At 66.5% G+C, this 20,903-nt stretch carries 26 protein-coding genes; 16 read left to right on the plus strand and 10 right to left on the minus strand.

Annotated elements, in window-relative coordinates; genetic code table 11:
- Window position 1 precedes the first annotated feature (1 nt).
- Entirely contained in the window at window positions 2–685 is a 684-nt protein-coding gene (locus tag GUV69_RS18390) for a bifunctional 4-hydroxy-2-oxoglutarate aldolase/2-dehydro-3-deoxy-phosphogluconate aldolase (RefSeq protein WP_164205052.1), read from the plus strand.
- Window positions 682–1,656: a sugar kinase gene (locus GUV69_RS18395; protein WP_244292777.1), complete on the plus strand. Its 975-nt coding sequence runs from the start codon at window positions 682–684 to the stop codon at window positions 1,654–1,656. The genes GUV69_RS18390 and GUV69_RS18395 overlap by 4 nt, the downstream gene beginning before the upstream one ends.
- Here GUV69_RS18395 and GUV69_RS18400 read toward each other — a convergent pair.
- The 4 genes from GUV69_RS18400 to GUV69_RS18415 form a co-directional block, all read right to left on the minus strand.
- Complete coding sequence (locus GUV69_RS18400; protein WP_244292778.1) at window positions 1,653–2,204, minus strand: DinB family protein; 552 nt, start codon at window positions 2,202–2,204, stop codon at window positions 1,653–1,655. The genes GUV69_RS18395 and GUV69_RS18400 overlap by 4 nt on opposite strands.
- The gene (locus GUV69_RS18405) at window positions 2,201–2,551 is read right to left on the minus strand and encodes an ArsR/SmtB family transcription factor (RefSeq protein ID WP_164205054.1); all 351 of its coding nucleotides are present in this window, start codon (window positions 2,549–2,551) and stop codon (window positions 2,201–2,203) included. The genes GUV69_RS18400 and GUV69_RS18405 overlap by 4 nt, the downstream gene beginning before the upstream one ends.
- A gap of 124 nt (window positions 2,552–2,675) precedes the next feature.
- Window positions 2,676–3,806, minus strand: a complete 1,131-nt coding sequence (locus GUV69_RS18410; RefSeq protein WP_164205056.1) for an ammonium transporter — start codon at window positions 3,804–3,806, stop codon at window positions 2,676–2,678.
- A gap of 38 nt (window positions 3,807–3,844) precedes the next feature.
- Window positions 3,845–4,585: an aquaporin gene (locus GUV69_RS18415; RefSeq protein ID WP_164205058.1), complete on the minus strand. Its 741-nt coding sequence runs from the start codon at window positions 4,583–4,585 to the stop codon at window positions 3,845–3,847.
- A 45-nt stretch (window positions 4,586–4,630) separates the two neighbouring features.
- Here GUV69_RS18415 and GUV69_RS18420 point away from each other — a divergent pair, with 45 nt between their 5' ends.
- The 5 genes from GUV69_RS18420 to GUV69_RS18440 all read left to right on the plus strand — a co-directional run bounded on the left by GUV69_RS18420 (window position 4,631) and on the right by GUV69_RS18440 (window position 8,525).
- Complete coding sequence (locus GUV69_RS18420; RefSeq protein ID WP_164205060.1) at window positions 4,631–5,305, plus strand: arsenate reductase/protein-tyrosine-phosphatase family protein; 675 nt, start codon at window positions 4,631–4,633, stop codon at window positions 5,303–5,305.
- Window positions 5,306–5,450: 145 nt separating this feature from the next.
- Window positions 5,451–5,882 carry an arsenate reductase ArsC gene (locus GUV69_RS18425; protein WP_164205062.1) on the plus strand — a complete coding sequence of 144 codons (432 nt, stop codon included), beginning with the start codon at window positions 5,451–5,453 and terminating at the stop codon, window positions 5,880–5,882.
- 144 nt (window positions 5,883–6,026) lie between these two features.
- The gene (locus GUV69_RS18430; protein ID WP_164205064.1) at window positions 6,027–7,400 is read left to right on the plus strand and encodes an FAD-dependent oxidoreductase; all 1,374 of its coding nucleotides are present in this window, start codon (window positions 6,027–6,029) and stop codon (window positions 7,398–7,400) included.
- A gap of 37 nt (window positions 7,401–7,437) precedes the next feature.
- Window positions 7,438–8,094, plus strand: coding sequence for an arsenate reductase ArsC (locus tag GUV69_RS18435; RefSeq protein ID WP_164205065.1), 657 nt, complete (start codon window positions 7,438–7,440; stop codon window positions 8,092–8,094).
- Window positions 8,091–8,525: an arsenate-mycothiol transferase ArsC gene (locus GUV69_RS18440; RefSeq protein WP_164205067.1), complete on the plus strand. Its 435-nt coding sequence runs from the start codon at window positions 8,091–8,093 to the stop codon at window positions 8,523–8,525. The genes GUV69_RS18435 and GUV69_RS18440 overlap by 4 nt, the downstream gene beginning before the upstream one ends.
- On the opposite strand, the gene GUV69_RS18445 is transcribed toward GUV69_RS18440, so the two are convergent.
- Window positions 8,522–9,646 carry a DNA alkylation repair protein gene (locus GUV69_RS18445; protein WP_164205069.1) on the minus strand — a complete coding sequence of 375 codons (1,125 nt, stop codon included), beginning with the start codon at window positions 9,644–9,646 and terminating at the stop codon, window positions 8,522–8,524. The two genes, GUV69_RS18440 and GUV69_RS18445, sit on opposite strands and share 4 nt — an antisense overlap.
- Window positions 9,647–9,714: 68 nt before the next feature.
- Between GUV69_RS18445 and GUV69_RS18450 the strand changes: the two genes are divergently transcribed.
- Window positions 9,715–10,506, plus strand: a complete 792-nt coding sequence (locus tag GUV69_RS18450; protein WP_373458719.1) for a phosphatase PAP2 family protein — start codon at window positions 9,715–9,717, stop codon at window positions 10,504–10,506.
- A 5-nt stretch (window positions 10,507–10,511) separates the two neighbouring features.
- Entirely contained in the window at window positions 10,512–10,820 is a 309-nt protein-coding gene (locus tag GUV69_RS18455; protein ID WP_164205071.1) for an MmcQ/YjbR family DNA-binding protein, read from the plus strand.
- A gap of 27 nt (window positions 10,821–10,847) precedes the next feature.
- Here the strand turns inward: GUV69_RS18455 and GUV69_RS18460 are convergent, their stop codons facing one another.
- Complete coding sequence (locus tag GUV69_RS18460) at window positions 10,848–11,168, minus strand: MerR family transcriptional regulator (protein WP_164205073.1); 321 nt, start codon at window positions 11,166–11,168, stop codon at window positions 10,848–10,850.
- Between the two features lie 140 nt (window positions 11,169–11,308).
- Between GUV69_RS18460 and GUV69_RS18465 the strand changes: the two genes are divergently transcribed.
- The 3 genes from GUV69_RS18465 (at window position 11,309) to GUV69_RS18475 (ending at window position 12,588) form a co-directional block, all read left to right on the plus strand.
- Complete coding sequence (locus GUV69_RS18465; RefSeq protein WP_164206760.1) at window positions 11,309–11,731, plus strand: Hsp20/alpha crystallin family protein; 423 nt, start codon at window positions 11,309–11,311, stop codon at window positions 11,729–11,731.
- A gap of 72 nt (window positions 11,732–11,803) precedes the next feature.
- On the plus strand, window positions 11,804–12,163 hold the full coding sequence (locus tag GUV69_RS18470; protein ID WP_164205075.1) for a J domain-containing protein: 360 nt from the start codon (window positions 11,804–11,806) through the stop codon (window positions 12,161–12,163).
- Between the two features lie 47 nt (window positions 12,164–12,210).
- On the plus strand, window positions 12,211–12,588 hold the full coding sequence (locus GUV69_RS18475) for a hypothetical protein (RefSeq protein WP_164205077.1): 378 nt from the start codon (window positions 12,211–12,213) through the stop codon (window positions 12,586–12,588).
- On the opposite strand, the gene GUV69_RS18480 is transcribed toward GUV69_RS18475, so the two are convergent.
- A complete protein-coding gene (locus GUV69_RS18480; protein WP_164205079.1) occupies window positions 12,580–14,019 on the minus strand; it encodes an AAA family ATPase in 1,440 nt (479 codons plus the stop codon). The genes GUV69_RS18475 and GUV69_RS18480 overlap by 9 nt on opposite strands.
- Before the next feature lie 95 nt (window positions 14,020–14,114).
- On the opposite strand from GUV69_RS18480, the gene GUV69_RS18485 reads away from it, so the two are divergent.
- Complete coding sequence (locus GUV69_RS18485; RefSeq protein ID WP_164205081.1) at window positions 14,115–15,674, plus strand: GH1 family beta-glucosidase; 1,560 nt, start codon at window positions 14,115–14,117, stop codon at window positions 15,672–15,674.
- A 40-nt stretch (window positions 15,675–15,714) separates the two neighbouring features.
- Here the strand turns inward: GUV69_RS18485 and GUV69_RS18490 are convergent, their stop codons facing one another.
- On the minus strand, window positions 15,715–16,800 hold the full coding sequence (locus GUV69_RS18490) for an App1 family protein phosphatidate phosphatase (protein ID WP_164205083.1): 1,086 nt from the start codon (window positions 16,798–16,800) through the stop codon (window positions 15,715–15,717).
- 66 nt (window positions 16,801–16,866) lie between these two features.
- Window positions 16,867–17,598 carry a DUF72 domain-containing protein gene (locus GUV69_RS18495; protein WP_164206762.1) on the minus strand — a complete coding sequence of 244 codons (732 nt, stop codon included), beginning with the start codon at window positions 17,596–17,598 and terminating at the stop codon, window positions 16,867–16,869.
- Window positions 17,599–17,762: 164 nt separating this feature from the next.
- Here GUV69_RS18495 and GUV69_RS18500 point away from each other — a divergent pair, with 164 nt between their 5' ends.
- The 3 genes from GUV69_RS18500 to GUV69_RS18510 all read left to right on the plus strand — a co-directional run bounded on the left by GUV69_RS18500 (window position 17,763) and on the right by GUV69_RS18510 (window position 20,695).
- Window positions 17,763–19,574, plus strand: coding sequence for a glycoside hydrolase family 15 protein (locus tag GUV69_RS18500; RefSeq protein ID WP_164205085.1), 1,812 nt, complete (start codon window positions 17,763–17,765; stop codon window positions 19,572–19,574).
- A gap of 117 nt (window positions 19,575–19,691) precedes the next feature.
- On the plus strand, window positions 19,692–19,985 hold the full coding sequence (locus GUV69_RS18505; RefSeq protein WP_164205087.1) for a hypothetical protein: 294 nt from the start codon (window positions 19,692–19,694) through the stop codon (window positions 19,983–19,985).
- Window positions 19,985–20,695, plus strand: coding sequence for an HAD family hydrolase (locus GUV69_RS18510; RefSeq protein WP_164205089.1), 711 nt, complete (start codon window positions 19,985–19,987; stop codon window positions 20,693–20,695). The genes GUV69_RS18505 and GUV69_RS18510 overlap by 1 nt, the downstream gene beginning before the upstream one ends.
- Here GUV69_RS18510 and GUV69_RS18515 read toward each other — a convergent pair.
- A complete protein-coding gene (locus tag GUV69_RS18515) occupies window positions 20,692–20,901 on the minus strand; it encodes a hypothetical protein (protein WP_164205091.1) in 210 nt (69 codons plus the stop codon). The genes GUV69_RS18510 and GUV69_RS18515 overlap by 4 nt on opposite strands.
- Window positions 20,902–20,903 lie beyond the last annotated feature (2 nt).

Genomic DNA, 20,903 nt, shown 5'->3' on the forward strand with positions numbered 1-20,903 from the left:
CATGACTGACAGTGTTACCCCCGGCGGCCTGCTGGCCGGAATCAAAGAGGCCCGGCTGGTGGCAATCGTCCGCGGCACCGACGGCGGTGCTGCCGCGAAGGCCGCCATCGCCGCGATGGAGGAGGGCTTCCGGTTCGTCGAGATCGCCCTGACCACGCCCGGCGCCGTCGACGCGATCCGCGAGGTCCGGACGGCGGCGCCGGAGGGCTGCTTCGTGGGCGGCGGAACCGTGCTGACAGCGGAGGACGTGGAGAAGGTTGCCCGGGCCGGCGGCCAGTTTATGGTGACTCCGGCGCTGGCGGCATCAATCGCGGAGTCCGCGCGCCTCGGGATCCCGGTGCTGGCCGGTGCCCTGACCCCGAGTGAAGCGTACGAGGCCATGAACCGCGGCGCCACGGCGGTCAAGCTCTTCCCCGCATCCATCGGCGGCCCCGGCTACCTCAAGGCGCTGCGGGATCCCTTCCCCGGGATCCCGTTTATCCCGGTGGGCGGAGTGGGCCTTGACGAAGCCACAGGCTATTGGGAAACCGGTGCGATCGCCGTCGGGCTCGGCGGACCGCTGTTCGGCAACGCCGGTTCCGGGGGAGACCTCGCCCCAATGCGTGAGCGCGCCCGCGCTTTCGTGGACCTGGCGGCGGCGTTCGGACGGCGATCCGCCGGCGCGGCCGCGGCGGACGCAAGGTGAGCGCCGCCGTCGACCTCCTGACGTTCGGTGAGTCCATGGTCTCCCTGCGCTCAGCCGGCCCGCTGTCCGCGGGAGGCAGCCTGGCCATGCACGTGGCCGGAGCCGAATCGAATGTGGCCGTGGGGGCCGCCCGCCTGGGCCACAGCGTCGGCTGGGCCGGCGTTGTTGGTGCGGATCCGCACGGCGAATTCATCCTGCGGCAACTCCGCGCCGAGGGAATCCGGGTAAGGCACCGGCTGGATCCGTCACGAAGTACGGGTGTGATGTTCCTCGAGCAGCGGACCGCCGACCTGACCCGGGCGTTCTACTACCGCGCCGGATCCGCGGGCTCCACCCTCCGCCGGGACGACGTGGACCACGCCCTGACCGCCGGCACCCGCGTCCTGCACCTGACCGGCATCACCGCCGCCCTCGGCGCGGAAGCCCGGGCGGCACTGGAATACGCCGCCGAGCGGGCCGCCGCAGAGGGCGTGGTGGTCTCCCTCGACGTCAATTACCGCAGCAAACTGTGGACCCGGGATGAGGCACGCGCCGTGCTGGCGCCCGTCGCCCGGTACGCCGACATCCTCATAGCGTCCGACGACGAACTTGACCTCGTGGCGTCCGCCGCCTTGGGCAGCGGAATGTCCAATGACGCCGAAACCGCACTTGCCGAAGAACTCCTTGGCCGCGGGGTCACCGAAGTTGTGGTCAAGCGGGGCGCCCACGGCGCCGGCGTCCACACGGCCGCCGGGCGGTTCGAGTCGCCCGCCGTGGCAGTGACCAGTATCGACACCGTCGGCGCCGGGGACGCGTTCACGGCCGGCTACCTCTCCGCACTGCTCGACGGCGAGGACATTGCCGGGCGCCTGCACCGCGGAACGGTGATGGGAGCCTTCGCCGTCAGCACCGCCGGAGACTGGGAGGGCCTGCCCACGCGTGAAGAGCTCGTGATGCTGGCCTCCGCCCGGAGCGGCGCCACGGTCCGCTAACGGAGCGGCTGCCTCAAGGACAGCTGCCGGGCGTGGAAATCGAAGTGACGTGCCGGGTAGGCGTAGACGTCCTTGAGCGACATCGTCGGGGCGAAGAACGGGTCCCAGCGGTCGGGAAACGGCATGGTCCGGGCCAGGCTTCGGGCGTCCTCCCGGTGAAGGCGGCGGGTTATCGCGGTGATGGTCTTCTCAAGTTTCCGGCCCATCCGTTGCCTGTTGTAGATCATGGCCGCGCCGCGGGACCCCCAATAGTTCACGAAGTCGAAAGGCCGTGTTCCGGCGTTCAGGAGGGCTGCAAAGGCTTGACCAACAGGCACGGGGAGCCTGCTGATGACGTGGACCATCGGGAGCAGGGCGCGGACCACCATGTAACCGAAAACCATATGGAACAGCAGTTCCTCGTTGGTCCACCGGGTGCCGTCACTGCTTCTGCGAAGGTCCGCAGCGCCCGCGTCCTTCAGCCACCTCTCGAGGTCGTGCCGGTCACGGCTGTAGCCGGCCAGGATTGTTTCCTTGGCCGGATCCATCCCGTTCCGGTGCGGGGTCACAGCGCGGCCAGGACCCCGGCCGTCTCCTCCAAAGCGCCGGGAACCAAAGAGTAATAGGCCCAGGTTCCACGCTTTTCCCGGTGCAGCAGCCCGGCCTCCACCAGAATCTTCAGGTGGTGGGAGACCGTTGGCTGGCCCAGGTCGAGCGGTCCGGACAGGTCGCACACGCAGGCCTCGCCGGACGCCTCGGCCTTGACCATGGAGAGCAGCCGGAGCCGGTTGGGATCGGCCAGTGCTTTGAAGACCAGGGCTTTCTGCCGGGCCTCCTCGGCGCCCAGCGCGGGCTGGCCTGCCGGTGTGCAGCAGGCTTCGTCCGTCGCCTGTTCAAGTACGCGCAGCAGGTTCATGTACCCATTATGCCCTGATATTGATGGGCATCAATGTATGAGTACCTGACCCCACGCAAAAGTGAGCGGACGACGGCGGGAGGTCCCGCCGTCGCCCGCTCACCCTGGTTGGGCGGCAGGGGCGTCAGGACATGGCGGCCTGCCGTGAGCCAAGTTCCACGGGTTCTTCGTCGCTGAGGTAGGCGGTCTCGGCGTGGGCAGTGATGTCGATGCCGTGCAGTTCGTCGGATTCGTTGATGCGCAGGCCCATGGTGGCGTCGAGGGCTTTGGCGATGACCCAGGTCAGGGAGAAGGAGTAGGCGAGCACGGCGAGCGTGGCGAGTGCCTGGACGCCCAGGAGTTCAATGCTGCCGCCGTAGAAGAGGCCCTTGACCTTGTTGGGTGCGGCATCGGTGGCGAAGAAGCCAACCAGCAGCGTACCCAGGACGCCGCCAACCAGGTGGACGCCGACGACGTCGAGTGAATCGTCGAAGCCGAGCCGGAATTTCAGTTCGACGGCCAGGGAGCAGGCAGCGCCGGCGATGAGACCGATGGCCAACGCCCCGAGGGGGCTGACGGCGCCGCAGGCAGGGGTGATGGCGACGAGGGCGGAGATGAGTCCTGACGCGGCGCCCATGCTGCTGGTGCTGCCGAGGCGGATGCGTTCCATCAGGGCCCAGGCGAGCAGGCCGGCAGCGCCGGCCACTGCGGTGTTGAGGAACACCACGGATGCCGAGTGGCCTGCCGTGAGTGCCGAGCCGGCGTTGAAGCCGAACCACCCGACCCAGAGCAGGCCGGCGCCGACCAGGACAAGCGGGCGGCTGTGCGGCTTGGTGTGTTCGCTTTTCGGCCAGCCCGCGCTGCGGCCGAGGACCAGGGCGAGGGCAAGGGCGGCGATGCCGGAGTTGATGTGTACGGCGGTTCCGCCAGCGAAGTCGACGGCTTTGAGGTTGTTGATGATCCAGCCCCCCGTAACGGAGCCGTCGGCCGACGAAAACGCGAAGACCCAGTGGGCGACGGGAAAGTAGACGAACGTTGCCCAGAGCGCGGCGAAGGTCACCCAGGCCCCGAACTTCATCCGGCCGGCCGCGGCCCCGGCGATGATGGCCGTGGTGATGCCGGCGAAGAACAGCTGGAAGGCGGCGAACAGGGCGGGCGGCAGCGGCGCTTCCGGGTCCTCAATGAGCATCTGGTCCAGGCCGAAGAACTCTGTCGCGTCACCGATCAGGCCGGCCCCGCCCACAGAGTTGCCGAAGACTATCGAGTATCCAAACACTGTACGGGCAGTTTCGGGAACCTACCCGGACGGGGATGCTAGGGGCTGGTTGATTCCGAAGCGTGAGGCACAACCACGTCATCTGCGGTCCGGGACGCGGAGGGGAACAGGATGAGCAGGAGCCCAAGTCCGGCCGCTGCGCCGATCAGCTGGGCGGCCACGAAGCCGGGGACCGACGCCGGGGCGATGCCGGCGAAGGTATCGCTGAAGATGCGGCCCACTGTCACTGCCGGGTTCGCAAAGGACGTCGAAGATGTAAACCAGTAGGCTGCGCCGATGTAGGCGCCGACGGCAGGGGCCGCGAGGGCGCCCCGCCTGGTGGCGGCCAGGGCAAAAATCAACAGCACGAGGCCCGCGGTGGCAACCACTTCGCCGAGGAGATGTCCGGGAGTCGCCCGGTCCTTGGCCGAGATGGAGGTTCCCACCTCAAACATGGCGTTCGCGATGACGCTGCCGCTGATCCCGCCCACGGCCTGGGCAATGATGTAGGTCCCCAGCTCCGGCAGGCTCAGGCCCGTTCTGCTGCGGCGGCCGAGGAGCCAGTCCACCAGGGAGACTGCAGGGTTGAAATGGGCGCCACTGACAGGCCCCAGGACGAGAATGAGGACCGTCAGGCCGAGGACGGTGGCGGTGCTGTTCTGGAGCAGCTGCAGCCCTGTGTCGTTGGGGGAGAGCTGCTGGGCTGCGATTCCGGAACCCACCACGATCATCACGAGCAGGCTGGTGCCGAGCAGCTCAGCGAAGGCGCGGCGCCACAGCGGCGGTTGGTGAGAAGTCATGGCAATAGCTTGACGGAAGAAATTAACTCAGTCAAAATTGAACCAATGAATACTGACCCAGTTGACGTTTTTATGGCGCGGGTTGCCAAACATGCGGCCCTCGCGGATCCGGCGCGGCTCCGTATTGTGGACTTGCTGACTCTGGGGGATTTTTCGCCCACCGAGCTGCAGGCCGAACTCGGCATGCCCTCAAACCTGTTGTCACATCACCTGCGTACGCTCGAAAGCGCGGGTCTGGCCGCACGTCACCGATCGGAAGCGGACAAGCGGCGCAGCTACATCCGGCTCGCTACGGGCGCCCTGGAAGGGTTGGCTCCCGGACGCGAACACGGGGCCCGCCGCATCCTCTTCGTCTGCACCCGCAACAGCGCCAGATCCCAGCTGGCCACCGCCCTCTGGAATCAGGTCAGCGAAATTCCTGCCGCGTCGGCGGGAACGCATCCCGCGGACCGCATCGCCCCGGGCGCCGTTGATGTTGCGAACCGCCACGGGGTCGCGCTTGCGGACCTTCCCCCGCGCCGGCTGGATGACGTGGCGCATGGCGATGACTTTGTGGTGACGGTGTGCGATAACGCCCATGAGGAAATCCTCAATCCGGGAGGAATTCACTGGTCCGTTCCGGATCCGTTGCGGCTGAACACGGAGGATGCGTTCGAAGCCGCATTCAGTGAGATCGCCCGCCGTGTCGGCGGCCTCGCACCCCGTCTGCACGCTGCCTGAATCCCCGGCCCGCAAATATTGACAAGCATCGATCTACTGCCCGATACTGCCTATATCGACAATCATCAATGTCTGATTCGCAGGGCGGCGGGGACGATGGCACAGCCAAACCGATCCATGCCTAACTGACTTCAGGAGAAACACCATGAGCACCGAAACCGCCAAGAAGCCCTCCGTCCTGTTTGTGTGCGTCCACAATGCCGGCCGTTCCCAGATGGCCGCCGCGTTCCTGACCACGCTGTCCAAGGGCAGCATCGAGGTCCGTTCCGCCGGTTCCCAGCCCGCCGATAAGGTCAATCCGGCCGCCGTCGAGGCGATGGCCGAGCTCGGCATCGATATGTCCGCCGAAATCCCCAAGATCCTCACCACCGAAGCCGTCAAGGAATCCGACGTGGTGATCACCATGGGCTGCGGCGATGAGTGCCCCTACTTCCCCGGCAAGCGCTACGAGGACTGGGTCCTGGAGGACCCGGCCGGCCAGGGCGTGGACGCGGTCCGCCCCATCCGCGACGAGATCAAAACCCGCATCGAGGGACTCATCGGGTCCCTCACTCCGGCAGGCAAGGAGGTGAGCTGAATGAACACCGGCTGCTGTGGCGATGGCTGCTGCGACGACGACGATGACATGCAGGGCTGCTGCTGACACGCCGCCTGCCGGGCCCATGAAGACCCGGCAGGCCAATCCCCAACCGTGACACCTACAGATGGAACAGAGGACAGCTTGGATCCAGTGAAGAACCTTCCCGTCGCAGTCATCGGCGCCGGACCCATAGGTCTTGCCGCCGCGGCCCACCTCCTGGAGCGCGGCCTCGAGCCGCTGATCTTCGAAGCCGGCCCGACGGCGGGGTGGGCCATCGGGCAGTGGCGCCACATCCGGCTGTTCTCACCCTGGCGGTTCAATCTCGACGCCGCCGCCGTCCGCCTGCTCGACGGTACGGGCTGGGAGTCCCCCCGCCTGACCGCGCTGCCCTACGGCGGGGAACTGATCGACAACTACCTCACCCCGCTGGCTGCCACCCCGGCCCTCGCGCCCCGGCTTCAGACCGGCGCCCGGGTTATCGCCGTGACGCGCCAGGGCATGGACAAAACCCACACCCGGGACCGCGGCACCACGCCCTTCACCGTCCGGGTCGAACGCAACGGCGGCGAGGTCCGCGATCACACTGTTTCCGCCGTCATTGACGCGTCGGGCACCTGGTCCACCCGCAACCCGCTCGGCACCGCCGGGCTTCCCGCCATCGGTGAAGAGGCAGCAGCAGGCCGGATCTCCCTGCCCCTGCCTGACGTCGCCGGACGGGACCGCGCTTCCTTCGCCGGCCGCCGCGTCCTGGTGGTCGGGGCGGGCCACTCGGCAGCAAACACGCTGATCAGCCTCGGCGGCCTCGCGAAGGAGGAACCCGCAACCACTATCCTGTGGGCCGTACGGGGGCCCTCCGCGGAAAAGGTCTACGGCGGCGGGGACCTTGACGGCCTGCCGGCCCGCGGCCAGCTCGGCTCCCGGCTCCGCCGCCTCGTCGAGGCCGGAACCATCGAACTGCACACGGGCTTCGGCATCGCCGCACTCAAATCCCTGGACTCCGGCGTGAGCGTGGAGGCTGTCGATGGACGCACCCTGGATGCGGATGTCGTCGTTCCCTGCACCGGGTTCCGCCCGGATCTGGACATCCTGCGCGAACTTCGGCTTGACCTGGACCCTGCGGTGGAAGCCCCGACAGGGCTGGGCCCGCTGATCGACCCCGAATTCCACTCCTGCGGAACTGTCCCGCCGCACGGGGCTAAGCTGCTCGCCCACCCGGAGAAGGACTTCTACATCGTGGGCATGAAGTCCTACGGCCGGGCCCCGACCTTCCTGCTGGCCACCGGCTACGAACAGGTCCGCTCTGTCGCCGCGGCCCTCGCCGGGGACCGCGAAGCCGCTGACACGGTGCATCTGGAACTCCCCGAAACGGGGGTCTGCTCCACCGACTCCGGTACAAGCTGCGATGCCCCGGCGCCCGCCGCTGCCGCGGCGGAGACCGGTTGCTGCGCCGCTCCGGAGCCGGTGCTGGTCGGCTTCCCCACCGGCCTGGCCCACGGCCGCTCCGGCATCAACTGAGCACCGTCTGTCCCTAACCCACCATTGGAGTGCCGTCATGACTGAACACCGTGAGACCAGCCTGGGGCTGCAGGACAACACCGAGCTACTCCACCGCATCAGCGCCCGCCTCGCTGACAGGTTCGCCGGGGTTTTTGCCGCCGAAACCGTCGAGCGCTATGTCTTTGAGTCCTATGCGGCGCTGGCCAGGACCGCGAAGGTCACCGCCTACCTTCCAGCCACCACGGAGCACTTTGCCAACGACCGTCTGAACGCCCTGGCGAAGTCCAAGGCGGTTGCCGCAGGGGTGCCCGAGGTCCTGTTCGTGTGCGTCCAGAACGCCGGACGGTCCCAGATGGCCGCCGCCCTGCTCACCGTCGAGGCCAAGGGTAGGATTCATGTCCGGTCCGCCGGCTCCCTGCCGTCGGCGGAACTCGATCCCGTGGTGGTAGCTGTGATGTCCGAGATGGGCCTGGACCTTGCCCGGACTTACCCCAAGCCGCTGACCGACGACGTGGTGCGCGCCTCCGATGTGGTGATCACGATGGGCTGCGGCGACTCCTGCCCCATCTACCCCGGAAAACGCTACGAGGACTGGGAACTCCCGGACCCGGCCGGCCAGCCCCTCGAAACGGTCCGGGAGATCCGCGACCGGATCCACGCACGGGTCAAGACCCTGGTGGCCTCACTCACAAAGGAAACAACGCTCCCATGACACTGGAAACACCTGCTGCGGGGAAGATCCCTTCCGTGCTCTTTGTGTGCAGCAAGAACGGCGGCAAATCCCAGCTCGCCGCCGGCCTGATGAACCAGCTCGCCGGCGGGGCCGTGACCGTGTACTCGGCAGGCACCAAACCGGGCACGTCCCTGAACCCGCAGGCTGTGGAGTCCCTGACCGAACTGGGCATCGACATCACCGGCGAACATCCCAAACCTGTCACCAACGAGGTTCTGGACACCGTGGACGCCGTCATTGTCCTGGGCACCGAAGCGAAACTCGAACCGCGCAAGGGCACCCGCTTGGAGGTCTGGGAAACCGACGAGCCCTCCGAACGCGGCATCGAAGGCATGGAACGGATGCGCCTGGTCCGGGACGATGTCAGCGCCCGGGTCCGGAAGCTCTACGCGGAGCTCACCGGGAACTAGTAGGGTTCAGCTCCCGTCCGGACTTCGAATTCCGTATGGCCGTGCCGGACACCGTTGACTTGGACTTCGAGGGCGTGCAGTCCAGGGTGGTGGACGCGGGTGGTCATCGGTTTGAACGCGTGGCGCTTGGCCAGTGTTCGTGTTTCGCCGGCAGCCAGCGTCAGTGCCGTCAGTTTGAAGACCTTCACGGACTGGCTGCCGTTGGCCTTGACGTAGTGGACCGCGTAGTCCACGGCCAGCCGGGCGTCTGCCGCCCCGGTGTTCGAAATCTCGAACTCGAACCCGAGGTCTTCCGGCATCGCCACCACCTGCCGGTCCAGCCGGAGTGCGGTGACAGCAACCGACGCCGGCGCGAAGCCCTGGAGTGCCAGCGCGCCCGGATGGCCTTTCTTGACCAGGGTCCGCAGGCCGTGCCTGACCACCCACGCCGTGTTGGCATCCGGGGCCTGCAGCCAGCCGGCGGCCGTCGCCACCACCGTATCCGGTGAATGCCGGGCCAGATCGTTGAGGTGGTTGGCGACGGACCGGCGCACATAGTCGGACGGGTCCCGGTAGAGGGCGTCCAGGATGGGAATGGTCGCCTCGGGCCGCTCAACCAGAGCCGGAACCCGCACCGCCCACGGGAGGTAGGGGCGGGTGCCTTCGGAGGCCAGGCGGCGGACGTGTTCGTCCGGGTGTGACGTCCACCGGAGGACTGCTTCGAGTGCGGCGTCGGTGTCACGGGCGAGCAGCCGCCGGATGGCAAACTCCCCGGTGAGCCGCGGGGTGAGCTCGGCCAGCAGCGCCAGGCAATCAGCAAAGCAGGCCGTGGTGTCCGTTTCGAGTGCCAGGGTGACTGCCGTTTCGGAAACCGGCCAGAGGATCCAGCCTGTGAATCCAGGGTGGTCCAGAGCACTGCGGAAGAGGGCCGCCGCGCTCGAATAGTCCGCTCCAGGGACCTGCCGGAGGTCAGACACCAGAGCTTCGCTGACCTGGTCGGTCCGCCCGCGCAGGCTGAGCTCCTCCAGCGTTGCTGCTGCCACGCCCACGGTGGGCCACTGCGTCCCGGGTGCTGACAGCGCCAGGATGTCAGCAAGCGCTTCCACGTTGCTCCGGTTGATCAGTTCGTTCATTGCGCCCATCCGGTCAGGCTACAGCGATAGTCTTCATCTGAAGGAAGTCTTCAACGGCGCAGGGACGGAAGTCAGAAGTGGCAGATCAGGCAGGAAAATCCGGGAAGGGGCCCCATTGGTGGCGCATTTTCCATGACAAGTTTGTGGTGGAAGAACGCTACATGGAGCCCGGTGCGCGCAGGAACCTCTACCGCGCTGCGGTAATCCTGATCGGGATAGGCGCCCTGATGTTCATCGCCACCCTCGTGGGGGTAGTGCAAAGCGGCACCGCACCGTGGGGACCGGACGAGCCGATCCGGGACTGGCTGCTGGGCACTCGCTCGGAGACGCTTACGGGCGTGATGATCTTCCTCGCCGTGATCTTCGGACCTATCGCCTTGCCCATCATCGTGCTGGTGGTCACGGTGGCGTGGGGGTTTGCGGCCAAACACGCGTGGCGGCCCATCGTCCTGGCTGCCGCCATGCTCAGCGGCGTGGTGATTTCGCAGATCATCCTGCAGATCGTCCGGCGGTCCCGTCCGCCCGTGGAGCTGATGCTCTTTGGGGCCGACCATACCTTTTCCTTTCCCTCCGGCCACGTCCTGGGGGCTTGCGACTTCCTGTTGGTAGGCACGTTCCTGATCTTCTCGCGCCGGGAGAACCCGCGGTCCGCCGTTCTGGGTTTTGCAGGTGCGGGCGTTGGCATTGTGCTGGCCGCGGTGAGCCGGCTTTACCTCGGCTACCACTGGCTTAGCGACGCCCTCGCCTCGCTTTCCCTGGCGCTGGTCATCCTGGGTGCCGTCATTGCCCTTGACACGTGGCGGACCGCCAGGATTCCGGGTGAGCGGATCACCGGCGAGCTCTCCAAAGCCGACGCACCCGGCGACTAGCCGCTATGGCCACCGAACAGGATGTCCGCCGCATGTGCCTGGCACTGCCCGGTGTCACCGAACGGAGCAGTTGGGGCCAGCCCGCCTGGTTCGCGAAAACCCTGATGGCACGCATATGGGAGGACGGCGTACTGACCGTCAAAACCACCGAACGCGAAGCCTTGGCCGGAACGGACCCCGAAACCTACTTTTGGACTCCGCACCACGAACGGTCACCCAGGCTGGTTCTGGTGCGGCTGGCGCGGGTCGACACCGGTGAACTGGGCGAACTGCTTGATGAGTCCTACCTGCTGGCTGGCGGCCGCGGAACCTGACCGGCCGGCGTCGAGTTCCGGAAGGCGCTACCGCTGCGGGAGAGAACGCGCGCGTTTCAGCGCGCGGCGCAGTTTGGCATTGGCGGCCTCAAGTTCCAGGACCTTTGCGACGCCGGCAAGGTTCAGCCCCTGCTCCAACAGCTCGCCAATGTGCAGGAGGATGGCGATGTCGGCGTCGCTGTACTGCCGGGTGCCGCCGGCAGTACGCGCGGGCCTGAGGAGTCCGCGGGTCTCGTAAAGCCGGATGTTCTGTTGTCCTGTGCTTGCCAGCTGGGCCGCTACGGAGATGGCGTAGAGGCCCTGGCCGGCCCGGGGCTGGCGTGCAGGTTCGGTGTCCGGTTCGGTCATGTCTGCTCCCAAAAAACTCTCGAAAGTGGCTTGCCTCAGTTTCCCACAGGTGCTATAAAAAATCTATATCCACCACCACAGATAGTGGCCGTGGGTAGTACCGAATCAATGAACTGCAAGTGCTGAAGGAGTGGGAAATGATGTTGATGCGTACGGACCCGTTCCGTGAGCTGGACCGGCTGACCCAGCAGGTCTTCGGAACCGCCGCCCGGCCGGCAGCCATGCCAATGGACGCCTGGCAGGAAAACGGCGAGTTTGTTGTTGCGTTCGACCTGCCCGGGGTCAAGATCGATTCCGTGGACCTGAACGTTGAGCGCAACGTCCTGACGGTACGGGCGGAGCGCCTCGATCCGACCCAGCCCAATGTCGAGCTGGTGGCCTCGGAACGTCCCCGCGGCGTGTTCAGCCGCCAACTGATCCTGGGCGACACCCTGGACACGGAGCACATCAAGGCCAGCTACGACCAGGGCGTCCTGACCCTGCGTATTCCCGTGACGGAGCAGGCCAAGCCTCGCAAGATCGAGATCGAAACCAAGGGCCAGATGCACGAGATCAAAGGCTAGCCCTTCCCCGGGGCGCTGGCAGCGGTGCCGGCGCCCCGGCGCCGTGCTCCTGAGAATCACCGGGACGCAGCCATGACCAGCCAGCCGGACTACTACGATGTTCTGCGGGTGAAGCCTACTGCCAGCCGGCAGGAGATTGCCCGCGCCTACCGGGCACTGATGCGCACTCATCATCCGGACCTCGACGGCGGTGCAGAAGGCGGCGGCGAGCTCTCCCGTGGCGAGCTGCTGCAGATCATGCAGGCGTTCTCTGTCCTGCGTGACCCCGCCCAACGCGCGGCCTACGACCGGAGCCGCGCCGGGGCAGGGACAGGCACGCAGAGCAGCGGACCGGTAGTTATTCCGGTCCGCAAGGTGCAACGGCGTGACCAGCCGGCCGGCAACACCATCAGAATCACGCCCGTACGCTGGGAAAGCGGACCCTGGACGTAGTCCGCACCACGGGGCGGCAGCATCACCGCGAGGAGGCGGACACAACAATGAGCGAATGGCGTCGCTACGATTCGCATTTGATTCCGGCGTTCCACGAGCGCTTCGAAGCGCGTTGGGGCAAGGGGACCGCCCCGTTCCTCGATCCCGAGGCCCATGAAGAGCCGCTTCCGCGCGCGCAGTGGATCAACCCGGCCACGGGTGCGGCCCTGGCGGTTGTGCCGGTGTGGACAGCGGAGGAACGCCAGCAGCGGTCCTTCGGAGTGTTCTATCTCCCGCCCTCCGGTGACATCTGGGTCCTCCGGCCGGGCTACACGGCCTATCTCGAACCTGCCGACGGCGACACCGAGCAGCTCGTTACCCTCCGTAACGATGCCTACCGCAAGGCAGTGGCGCATGCCAAGGAATTCCTCTTCGGCTCACAATAGACCCGGCCGGGGGAGCCCGGGCCCGGGGAAACCGGGACCAGGCCCGGACGCCGGATCCGAGCCGCTGCCCAGCAGGCTGCGCGTGAGGGTTTCGGCGTCGGCCATCAGGCCTTCGACGGCGGCGCTGAGGTGGGAGTCGGAGACCGGTACGTCTTCCAGTGCCGCGGCCACCACGGCCCGGCGGACCAGTTCGCGGGCGAAGGACGCGGTGGTGCCTTCCGTCCGTTCCGCGGCGGCCTCGAGTGCGGCGGGACTGAAGCCGACGAGGCGGCCGTACAGTTCCAGCAGCCGGACCCGCTCGGCGTGTGCCGGGAGCGGGATTTCGACGGCGAGGTCCACCCTGCCCGGCCGTTGTGCCAGCGCCCGTTCCAGCATGTCCGGCCGGTTGGTGGTGAGGACAAAGGCAACGTCGGCATCGTCGTCCAGCCCGTCCATGGCGTCCAGAACCTCAAAAAGCAGCGGCTGCGGTCCATGACCGAAGCTCCGGTCCTCCGCGATGAGGTCGCAGTCCTCCAGCACCACAATGGACGGCTGGAGCGCGCGGGCCATGCGGGCGGCCTCGGAGATCCGGGCGAGTGACCCGCCCGAGAGGAGGATGGCCGTCGAGCCTTCACTCTGGCTCAGGAGGTGGCGCACGGTGTGCGTTTTGCCCGTCCCCGGCCTGCCGTAGAGCAGAATGCCGCGCTTAAGGTGTTGGCCGTGGTCCTTGAGGGACGCCCTGTGCGTGGCGATGCCCACGGTGTGATCGGCAACCTTCTGCAGCAGCCCGTCAGGCAGGATGACTTCCGACGCCGGCAGGCGGGGGCGGTGGTGAAAGGTCACCCCCGCGGTGCTGGGGCCGTACTCGGACATCACCAGGGAAATGACCTGGCCCTTGAGGACGCTGTTGTTATCCAGCCGGAGGCGGAACTCGGCCAGGAATTTCGTGGCCGTTGCCGGGTTGGTGGCCAGGACCTCCAGCGATGCGGTCTGGCGTCCGGAACGAGGCTCGGCGTCGCGCTGCAAAACCGCCAGCGGGCTTCCGGCGAAGCTGAAAAGCCAGAGGCCCAGCGCCACGGCCTGACGCTGGGTGTCCGGCCCTACCGCCAGGTTGGCATAGTCGGGCTGGGCGAGCGGAAACTGCGGATAAAGCTGGGACTGCTGCACCATGTCACTGAACGACTGGTGGTGCCGCTGGCCCCCGCCCCCGATGCCGACCAGCCGGCTTGAGGGGTCCTGTGCGGCGAGCCCTGCCATCACAATGTCAGCGTCCACAAAGCGGTGCGGCGGGATCTTTTCCTCCACCACCGAAAGCCCGTCAGCGGGAGCCCGCAGGTGTGCGGTCAGCGCCGGAAGCAGCTGGAGGCCTTTCTGCTGCCGATGGTTTCCAGCCTGCGACAGTTGGACCAGCGCGCCAAAATCGTCGATGAACTTCCCCAGTTTTTCGTCCATTCCCCGACCCTAACAGTTGGCCCGTACAGGCGCGCCGGGTATAGCATTCTGAGTGGTACCCGTTCCACGTATATACATAATTGAGGGCTGACGCCATGCATATTTCCGCCAAAGACCTGGCAGCCCTTATCCCCGCGGACTTCACCCTGGGCGTGGCCACCGCCGCCTTCCAGATCGAGGGCGCGCTCACTGAAGACGGCAGGGGCCCGGCCGGCTGGGACGTATTTTCCGCCAAGGACGGCGCCATCGTGGAGAACCACAGCCCGGCCGTCGCCTGCGACCACTACCACCGCATGCCGGACGACGTGGCCCTGATGAAACAGCTCGGCGTCGATTCGTACCGGTTCTCGCTGTCCTGGTCCCGGATCCAGCCCAACGGCAGCGGCCCCGTGAACCCTGCCGGCCTGGCCTTCTACGACCGGCTCCTTGATGAGCTGCTCGCCAACGGCATTTCCCCCATGCTGACCCTCTATCACTGGGACACGCCGCTGGCACTGGACGACGCCGGCGGCTGGATGAACCGGGACACCGCCTACCGCCTCGCCGAGTTCGCCGCGATTGCCGCTGCAGCGTACGGTGACCGCGTGGCACGCTGGTGCACCATCAACGAGCCCGCCACTGTCACCACCAACGGCTACACGCTGGGCCTGCATTCGCCGGGCGAAGCCCTGATGCTCAACGCCCTGCCTACCGTCCACCACCAGCTTCTGGGACATGGCCTGGCCCTCCAGGCCTTGCGGGCGGCGGGGGTCCCCGGCGAGATCGGGATGACCAATGTGTACTCGCCCATGGTCCCCAACTCCATCAACCCCCTGGACAAGATCAGCGCGGGCCTCATGGACATCGCCCAGAACCGGCTCTACGCTGACCCGGTCCTCACCGGCAAGTACCCGGACATCATTCGGGCCGCGAAGTTCTTCAGCTCCTTCAACCACCCGGACGAGGACATGGAGATCATCTCCCAGCCGCTCGACTTCTACGGCCTGAACTACTACATGCCCACGAAGGTTGCGGTGGGCCCGGGCGAAGGTGCGGTGCCGGCGAGCATGGCGGAGGCCATGGGCAGCGACCTGAGTGCCGCGGGCAACGGTGCCACGCCGTTCCACGTGGTGACCTGGCCGGAAGCGGACATCACCTCCTACGGCTGGCCGGTAAAGCCCGAGTACATGAAGGTGGCGCTCAAGGAGATGGCCGAGCGCTATCCGAACCTGCCGCCGGTCATCATTACCGAAGGCGGGGCCAGCTTCGAGGACATCCTCGTCCGCGACAAATCCACCAACACCACGTTCATCCCGGACGAACGGCGGCTCAAATACCTCTCGGACCACATCCAGTCCGCATTGGAGGCCACAGGCCCCGGCGGTGACGCCGAGGCCATTGACCTGCGCGGCTACTATGTGTGGTCCCTGCTGGACAACTTTGAATGGTCCGCGGGGTACAACCAGCCGTTCGGCCTGCTCCATGTCGATTTCGAGACCCTGGAGCGGACACCCAAGGCTTCCTACTTCTGGTTCCAGGAGCTCATCGAGGAACGGAACCTTGCCGCGGCGGCGGGTGCCGCCGTCGCGCACGCCCTGAGTGCGGAACCGGACGAAGCAGACGATGCAGCAGCAGTACCCGACGACGGCGTGACCACCTCGGGCGCGTCCGCCTGACTGATGCGGTGCTGATGGGCCCTAGATGTGGGAATTACACCTAGAGCAGGTCCAGGACCTTGAGCTGTTTGGCCATCCCGGCACCGTCCGTCGAATAGATCCAGGGCACTGCCGAGGCGGTGTGGTCGCCGTCCTCGGAGTGGCCGCCGGCAAACACGGACTCGCTGACGGAGAGCTGCCGGATGGCGATGGCGGCCACCTTGTCCCCATGGTCCTGGGCAAAACCTGAGTAGATCTGCTCGTCGTGCTGGCCGTTGTCGCCGATCAGCAGCCAGCGCATGTCCGGGAACTCCTTGGCAAGGCGTTCCAGATTCCGGTGCTTGTGCTCCTGTCCGCTGCGGAACCAGCGGTCCTGCGTGAGGCCCCAGTCGGTGAGGAGCAGGGCGCCGGCGGGATACATGTTCCGGCCCAGGAACCGTTTGAGCGTGGGCGCCGCGTTCCACGGGCCGGTGGAGAGGTAAATGACGGGGGCTTCCGGGTGTTCTATGGTGAGCCGGTCCAGCAGGACAGCCATCCCCGGCGTGGCCATGCGTGCCCGCTCACTGAGCACAAACGTGTTCCACAGGGCCAGGAACGGCCTCGGCAAGGCAGTCACCATGACGGTGTCGTCAATGTCGGAGACGATGCCGAACTTCGCGTCCTCACCGATCACCTGAATCAGGGTCTCCACCGGCTCGGTCCCGTCCGCCTGCAGGACAGCCGTATGCCACCCGGGGGACAGTTTTACGTCTACTACCGTGTCGATCAGCCCGCCGCGGTCTGCCTTGACCCGCGTGGACACGCCGCCGATGGTGATTTCCACCTCGGTGTGCTGGAGGGGAACGCTGGTGAAGGCCCGCCAGCCGCGGACGTTCTGGGTGCCGTTGAGGGCCGCATGGGCGGCCGGGCTGCCGGGGACCGGCTTCTTTGTCAGCAGGACCCGGCCAAGAACCCGCACCCACCCGGTGGATGATCCGTAGCCCTGGTAGCCGATAGTCTGCGGGGAAAAATTCCAGCGTCCCGCGAGGCGGATGCGCGTGGAATTGACCGTGTCTGAAATCCGGTGAGCCAGGCGGAATAGCTGCGTGCCGGACAGCGGAGCCTGGTGCGGAGTGTTCCGGGATGAATTCTGAGGAGCCATGTCCATGCCTCCACTCTGCCACAGCGCACCGCCGCGCCGGCACGTGCGGCGGTGCCGCCGTCGTACGTGACGTCAGCCCGCCCCCACGAACCACCTCAGGGTTTCGGCGTTCCGCACCGCATTCCCGCCGCCGTCGTTGTTGAAATAGGCGTACACGTCCAGGCCCGACGCCGACCATTCCCGGATGCGGTCCGCCCACCACTGAAGGTCCGCGTCAGAGTAGGAACCGCCATACAGATGCTCATGGTCAGGGCCGTGAAGGCGGATGTAGACGAACGGTGCCGTGGCGCGCAGAATGCACGGGAGGTTGGCACCGCTCATGATGCAGTAGGCGGCTCCGTGCCGCTCCAGCAGGGAGTAGACGTCAGGATGGTCCCAGCTGGAATGCCGGAACTCGACGGTCACGCGGATCCACCAGGGCACGGCGGCGAGGAAGTAGTCCAGCCGGGCATCATCGCGCTCCATCTGCGGCGGAAGCTGAACCAGCAGGACTGCCCGTTTGTCGCCCAGTTCATGCCAGCACCGCGCTATCCGCTCCAGCCACACTTCAGGCGCGTAAAGCTTTTTGCCGTGCGTCAGGCCGCGGGGAGCCTTGACGGACATCGCGAATCCGTCCGGGAGCCGGCGACGCCAGCTGGCGAAGGAGGTATCCCTTGGCCAGCGGTAAAAGCTGGCGTTCAGTTCGACGGTGCTGAACCGTGCAACGTAATGCTGCAGCCTGTCCCGGGCGGGGAGGCCCGGCGGGTACAGCACACCGTCCCAATGGTCGTAACTCCAGCCGGAGGTGCCGATATGGATCGCCACGGTCAGCAGACGTCCGGGCATGCGGGGTGGGTCATGATGCCTCCGGTGTCTTCGGGGACTGGCCTTGCCTTCAGGCTACTGTGCCGGGTTGGGCGCGGGTGTTTCCCCGCAGGGTTTCGCTGCGTTTTCCCCTGCACAGGGCATCGTTGTGGCAGTGTAAGGTCATGGCGCTCATCGATGATTATGCAGTTGTTGGGGACCTTCACACCGGCGCCCTGGTCAGCACCGAAGGCTCCATCGACTGGCTCTGCCTGCCCCGCTTCGACTCACCGGCCTGTTTCAGCGCGCTGGTTGATACGCCCGAGTCCGGACGCTGGCTGCTGGCACCCGAGGGCGGCGGCACCTGCACCAGACGCGGCTACAAAGAGGGCACGCTGGTCCTCGAAACTGAATGGGAAACCGCCGACGGCACCGTCAGGGTGATCGACTTTATGCCCCCGCGGGACGAAGTGGCGGACATCGTGAGGATTGTCGAAGGCGTCACCGGAAGCGTGAGGATGCACAGCGAACTGGCCCTGCGGTTCGACTACGGGCACATCATGCCCTGGGTGCGGAAAGACAAGCACGGCCTGCACGCCATCGCCGGTCCGGATGCCGTCTACTTCGTCACCCCGGCACCCCTCCACAGCGAAAACATGCACTCGATCAGTGACTTCACGGTCAAGGAGGGGGAGCGGGTTCCGTTTGTGCTGACGTGGGCGCCCAGCCATGTTCCCCGGCCCAACACGGTGGACGCGGAGCACGTGTTGGGCACAACCCTGGCCTATTGGCGCGGCTGGGCTTCCCAGTGCACCGTCAAGGGAAAGTACCAGGACGCCGTGCTCCGGTCCCTGGTGACGTTGAAAGCCCTGACGTATGCTCCCACCGGCGGCATCGTGGCCGCCGTGACCACCTCGCTTCCGGAACAGCTTGGGGGTCCCCGTAACTGGGACTACCGCTACTGCTGGCTGCGGGATGCCACGTTGACGCTTCAGGCGCTGCTGGCAGCCGGCTACACAGCGGAGGCTGCCGCGTGGCGGGACTGGCTGCTCCGCGCCGTGGCGGGTGACCCGGCTGATCTGCAGATCATGTACGGGATCCATGGCGAACGGAGGATGCCGGAACTGGAGCTGCCCTGGCTGGCCGGCTACGAGAATTCCAAGCCGGTGCGGACCGGTAACGGTGCCGCCGAGCAGCTTCAGCTGGACGTTTGGGGTGAGGTGCTGGACTGCCTGGCCCTGACGCGGAACTCGCTGCTGAAACACACTGATGAGTCCTGGGATCTGCAGGTTGCCCTGATGCAGCATCTGGAAACCGTGTGGGACCGGCCGGACAACGGGCTTTGGGAGATGCGTGGACCACGCCGCCATTTCACGCACTCCAAGGTGATGGCCTGGGTGGCGGCGGACCGCATGGTCAAGGGCGTGCGTGACTTCGGCCTGCCGGGACCGGTGGAACGGTGGGAGGCCCTTCGGGACGCTATCCATGCTGAGGTCATGGCCAACGGCTACGACCCCGTCCGGAACACTTTTGTGCAGTCCTACGGACGGCCCGAACTCGACGCCAGCCTGCTGCTGATTCCTCGGGTCGGGTTCCTGCCGCCGGATGACCCCCGCGTGGTGGGAACCATCGAGGCCATCCAGCGGGAGCTGACCGAGGACGGATTCGTGCTGCGGTACCGCCCTGCCGACAGCGACGACGGGCTGCCGGGCGACGAAGGTGTGTTCCTGGCCTGTTCCTTCTGGCTTGTGGAGGCGCTCCTGGGGGCCGGGCGCAGCCAGGAAGCCACCGTCCTCTTCGAACGGCTGCTGGAACTGCGCAACGATGTGGGCCTGCTCAGTGAGGAGTGGGCCGTGGAGGCGGGGCGGCAACTGGGCAACACCCCCCAGGCTTTCAGCCACTTCGCGCTCGTGACAAGCGCCCTCGAACTGCATCAGGACACGGTCCGGCGGAGTGATACCCCTATTCCGCCTGAGTCCGAAAGGGTAGGGCAGTAACGGCCCGGTGCGAGGTGCGCACTTCAACTCCACGGAAGAGATAAGTAGACTTACTAAATACTCGCGGAGTGCCCGTAGACACGGCACGCCACCGCGACTGAACGAGGGGTGGTAGGAATGGCCGGACATTTTGAGCTGGTAGATGCGCCTGACGGCGGCTACAGAGTGCGGATGCTGGACGGCTCAGGAAGCCTGATGGCAATCTCGGTGACGTTTCCAACCAAGCGGGCCGCCGTAGCCGGCGTCGCCATGGCGCGCGAGATCGCCGGTACGGGCTTGATCAAGGACTGCAGCAACAACGGGGCCGGCGGGGTCATCCGGGGCAAGAGCCGCACTGTGTCGGCTCCAAAGGACAGCCTGGAACCTAGGGCCCGGAAGGCTTCCAAGACCCCGCGCGCAACAGTCGGGTGATGGTCCCGCAGAGTCATGGCCCGGCAACCTGGTGGCGGGGCGCCGTGCTTTTCGACGTTGATGGAACGCTGGTGGATTCCGCGTACGTCCACACCCTCGCCTGGTGGCAGGCGTTCCGCCAGCATGAGTATGACGTCCCCATGGCTGCCATCCACTGGCACGTGGGAATGGGTGGCGACCGCTTGGTGGACAGCCTCCTTCCCGGCGGCCGCGACAAGGGTGCCGACGCAGACATCATGGCCAGCCACGCGGCGATTTTCGCCAGCAGTTGGCCCTCACTGCGCCCGTTAGACGGCGCCAAAGAGTTGCTTGCCCAGTGCCACGCCGGGGGACTCGCCGTCGCCCTGGCATCATCCGCGCGAAACCAGGATCTGGCTGCCAGCCGCAAGGCGCTTGCCGCGGACGCTTTTATCCATGCGGCCACCAGTGCCAATGACGCGAAGGAAAGCAAGCCCGCTCCGGACATTCTTGTCGCGGCGCTGGGGGCCGTGCGGGTGCCGGCTGCCGCGGCCGTGTTTGTCGGCGACGCGGTGTGGGACATGAAAGCCGCCGCCGCACTGGGAATGCCGTCCATCGGCGTCACCTGTGGCGGCAGGAGCGCCGCTGAACTCCTTGATGCGGGGGCCGCCGAGGTTTATGCCGGCCCCCGTGACCTACTCGACAATCTCCGGCAGAGTGCCATCGGCAGGCTGCTCGGGCTGGAAACCTAAAGCGCCGGCTTGACCCACGAAACGTTCACCTTGACCGAGCCGTCGTCGTTCTTCTCGATCTCCTCCACCACTTCCGACGCCGAAGCGCCCATGTCCAAGATTTTGGCGCGGTAGCTGGCGACCAGTTCGGCCAGGGTGGCATCTGTCCATTCCCCGGGACGCATCCGGGTGGAGATCTCTACGGGTTCCGGCTGGTGCAGCGCCATGG

The sequence above is a fragment of the [Micrococcus luteus] ATCC 49442 genome, assembly GCF_010367585.1.
GTDB lineage: Bacteria > Actinomycetota > Actinomycetes > Actinomycetales > Micrococcaceae > Arthrobacter > Arthrobacter luteus_A.

Coding starts and splice junctions, on each gene's coding strand:
- GUV69_RS18435 (WP_164205065.1), top strand. CDS start 7,438: ATGACTGAACACCGTGAGACCAGCCTGGGGCTGCAGGACAACACCGAG.
- GUV69_RS18475 (WP_164205077.1), top strand. CDS start 12,211: ATGAGCGAATGGCGTCGCTACGATTCGCATTTGATTCCGGCGTTCCAC.
- GUV69_RS18425 (WP_164205062.1), top strand. CDS start 5,451: ATGAGCACCGAAACCGCCAAGAAGCCCTCCGTCCTGTTTGTGTGCGTC.
- GUV69_RS18505 (WP_164205087.1), top strand. CDS start 19,692: ATGGCCGGACATTTTGAGCTGGTAGATGCGCCTGACGGCGGCTACAGA.
- GUV69_RS18390 (WP_164205052.1), top strand. CDS start 2: ATGACTGACAGTGTTACCCCCGGCGGCCTGCTGGCCGGAATCAAAGAG.
- GUV69_RS18490 (WP_164205083.1), bottom strand. CDS start 16,800: ATGGACATGGCTCCTCAGAATTCATCCCGGAACACTCCGCACCAGGCT.
- GUV69_RS18415 (WP_164205058.1), bottom strand. CDS start 4,585: ATGACTTCTCACCAACCGCCGCTGTGGCGCCGCGCCTTCGCTGAGCTG.
- GUV69_RS18485 (WP_164205081.1), top strand. CDS start 14,115: ATGCATATTTCCGCCAAAGACCTGGCAGCCCTTATCCCCGCGGACTTC.
- GUV69_RS18465 (WP_164206760.1), top strand. CDS start 11,309: ATGTTGATGCGTACGGACCCGTTCCGTGAGCTGGACCGGCTGACCCAG.
- GUV69_RS18515 (WP_164205091.1), bottom strand. CDS start 20,901: ATGGCGCTGCACCAGCCGGAACCCGTAGAGATCTCCACCCGGATGCGT.
- GUV69_RS18460 (WP_164205073.1), bottom strand. CDS start 11,168: ATGACCGAACCGGACACCGAACCTGCACGCCAGCCCCGGGCCGGCCAG.
- GUV69_RS18455 (WP_164205071.1), top strand. CDS start 10,512: ATGGCCACCGAACAGGATGTCCGCCGCATGTGCCTGGCACTGCCCGGT.
- GUV69_RS18500 (WP_164205085.1), top strand. CDS start 17,763: ATGGCGCTCATCGATGATTATGCAGTTGTTGGGGACCTTCACACCGGC.
- GUV69_RS18405 (WP_164205054.1), bottom strand. CDS start 2,551: ATGAACCTGCTGCGCGTACTTGAACAGGCGACGGACGAAGCCTGCTGC.
- GUV69_RS18480 (WP_164205079.1), bottom strand. CDS start 14,019: ATGGACGAAAAACTGGGGAAGTTCATCGACGATTTTGGCGCGCTGGTC.
- GUV69_RS18510 (WP_164205089.1), top strand. CDS start 19,985: ATGGTCCCGCAGAGTCATGGCCCGGCAACCTGGTGGCGGGGCGCCGTG.
- GUV69_RS18445 (WP_164205069.1), bottom strand. CDS start 9,646: ATGGGCGCAATGAACGAACTGATCAACCGGAGCAACGTGGAAGCGCTT.
- GUV69_RS18420 (WP_164205060.1), top strand. CDS start 4,631: ATGAATACTGACCCAGTTGACGTTTTTATGGCGCGGGTTGCCAAACAT.
- GUV69_RS18470 (WP_164205075.1), top strand. CDS start 11,804: ATGACCAGCCAGCCGGACTACTACGATGTTCTGCGGGTGAAGCCTACT.
- GUV69_RS18440 (WP_164205067.1), top strand. CDS start 8,091: ATGACACTGGAAACACCTGCTGCGGGGAAGATCCCTTCCGTGCTCTTT.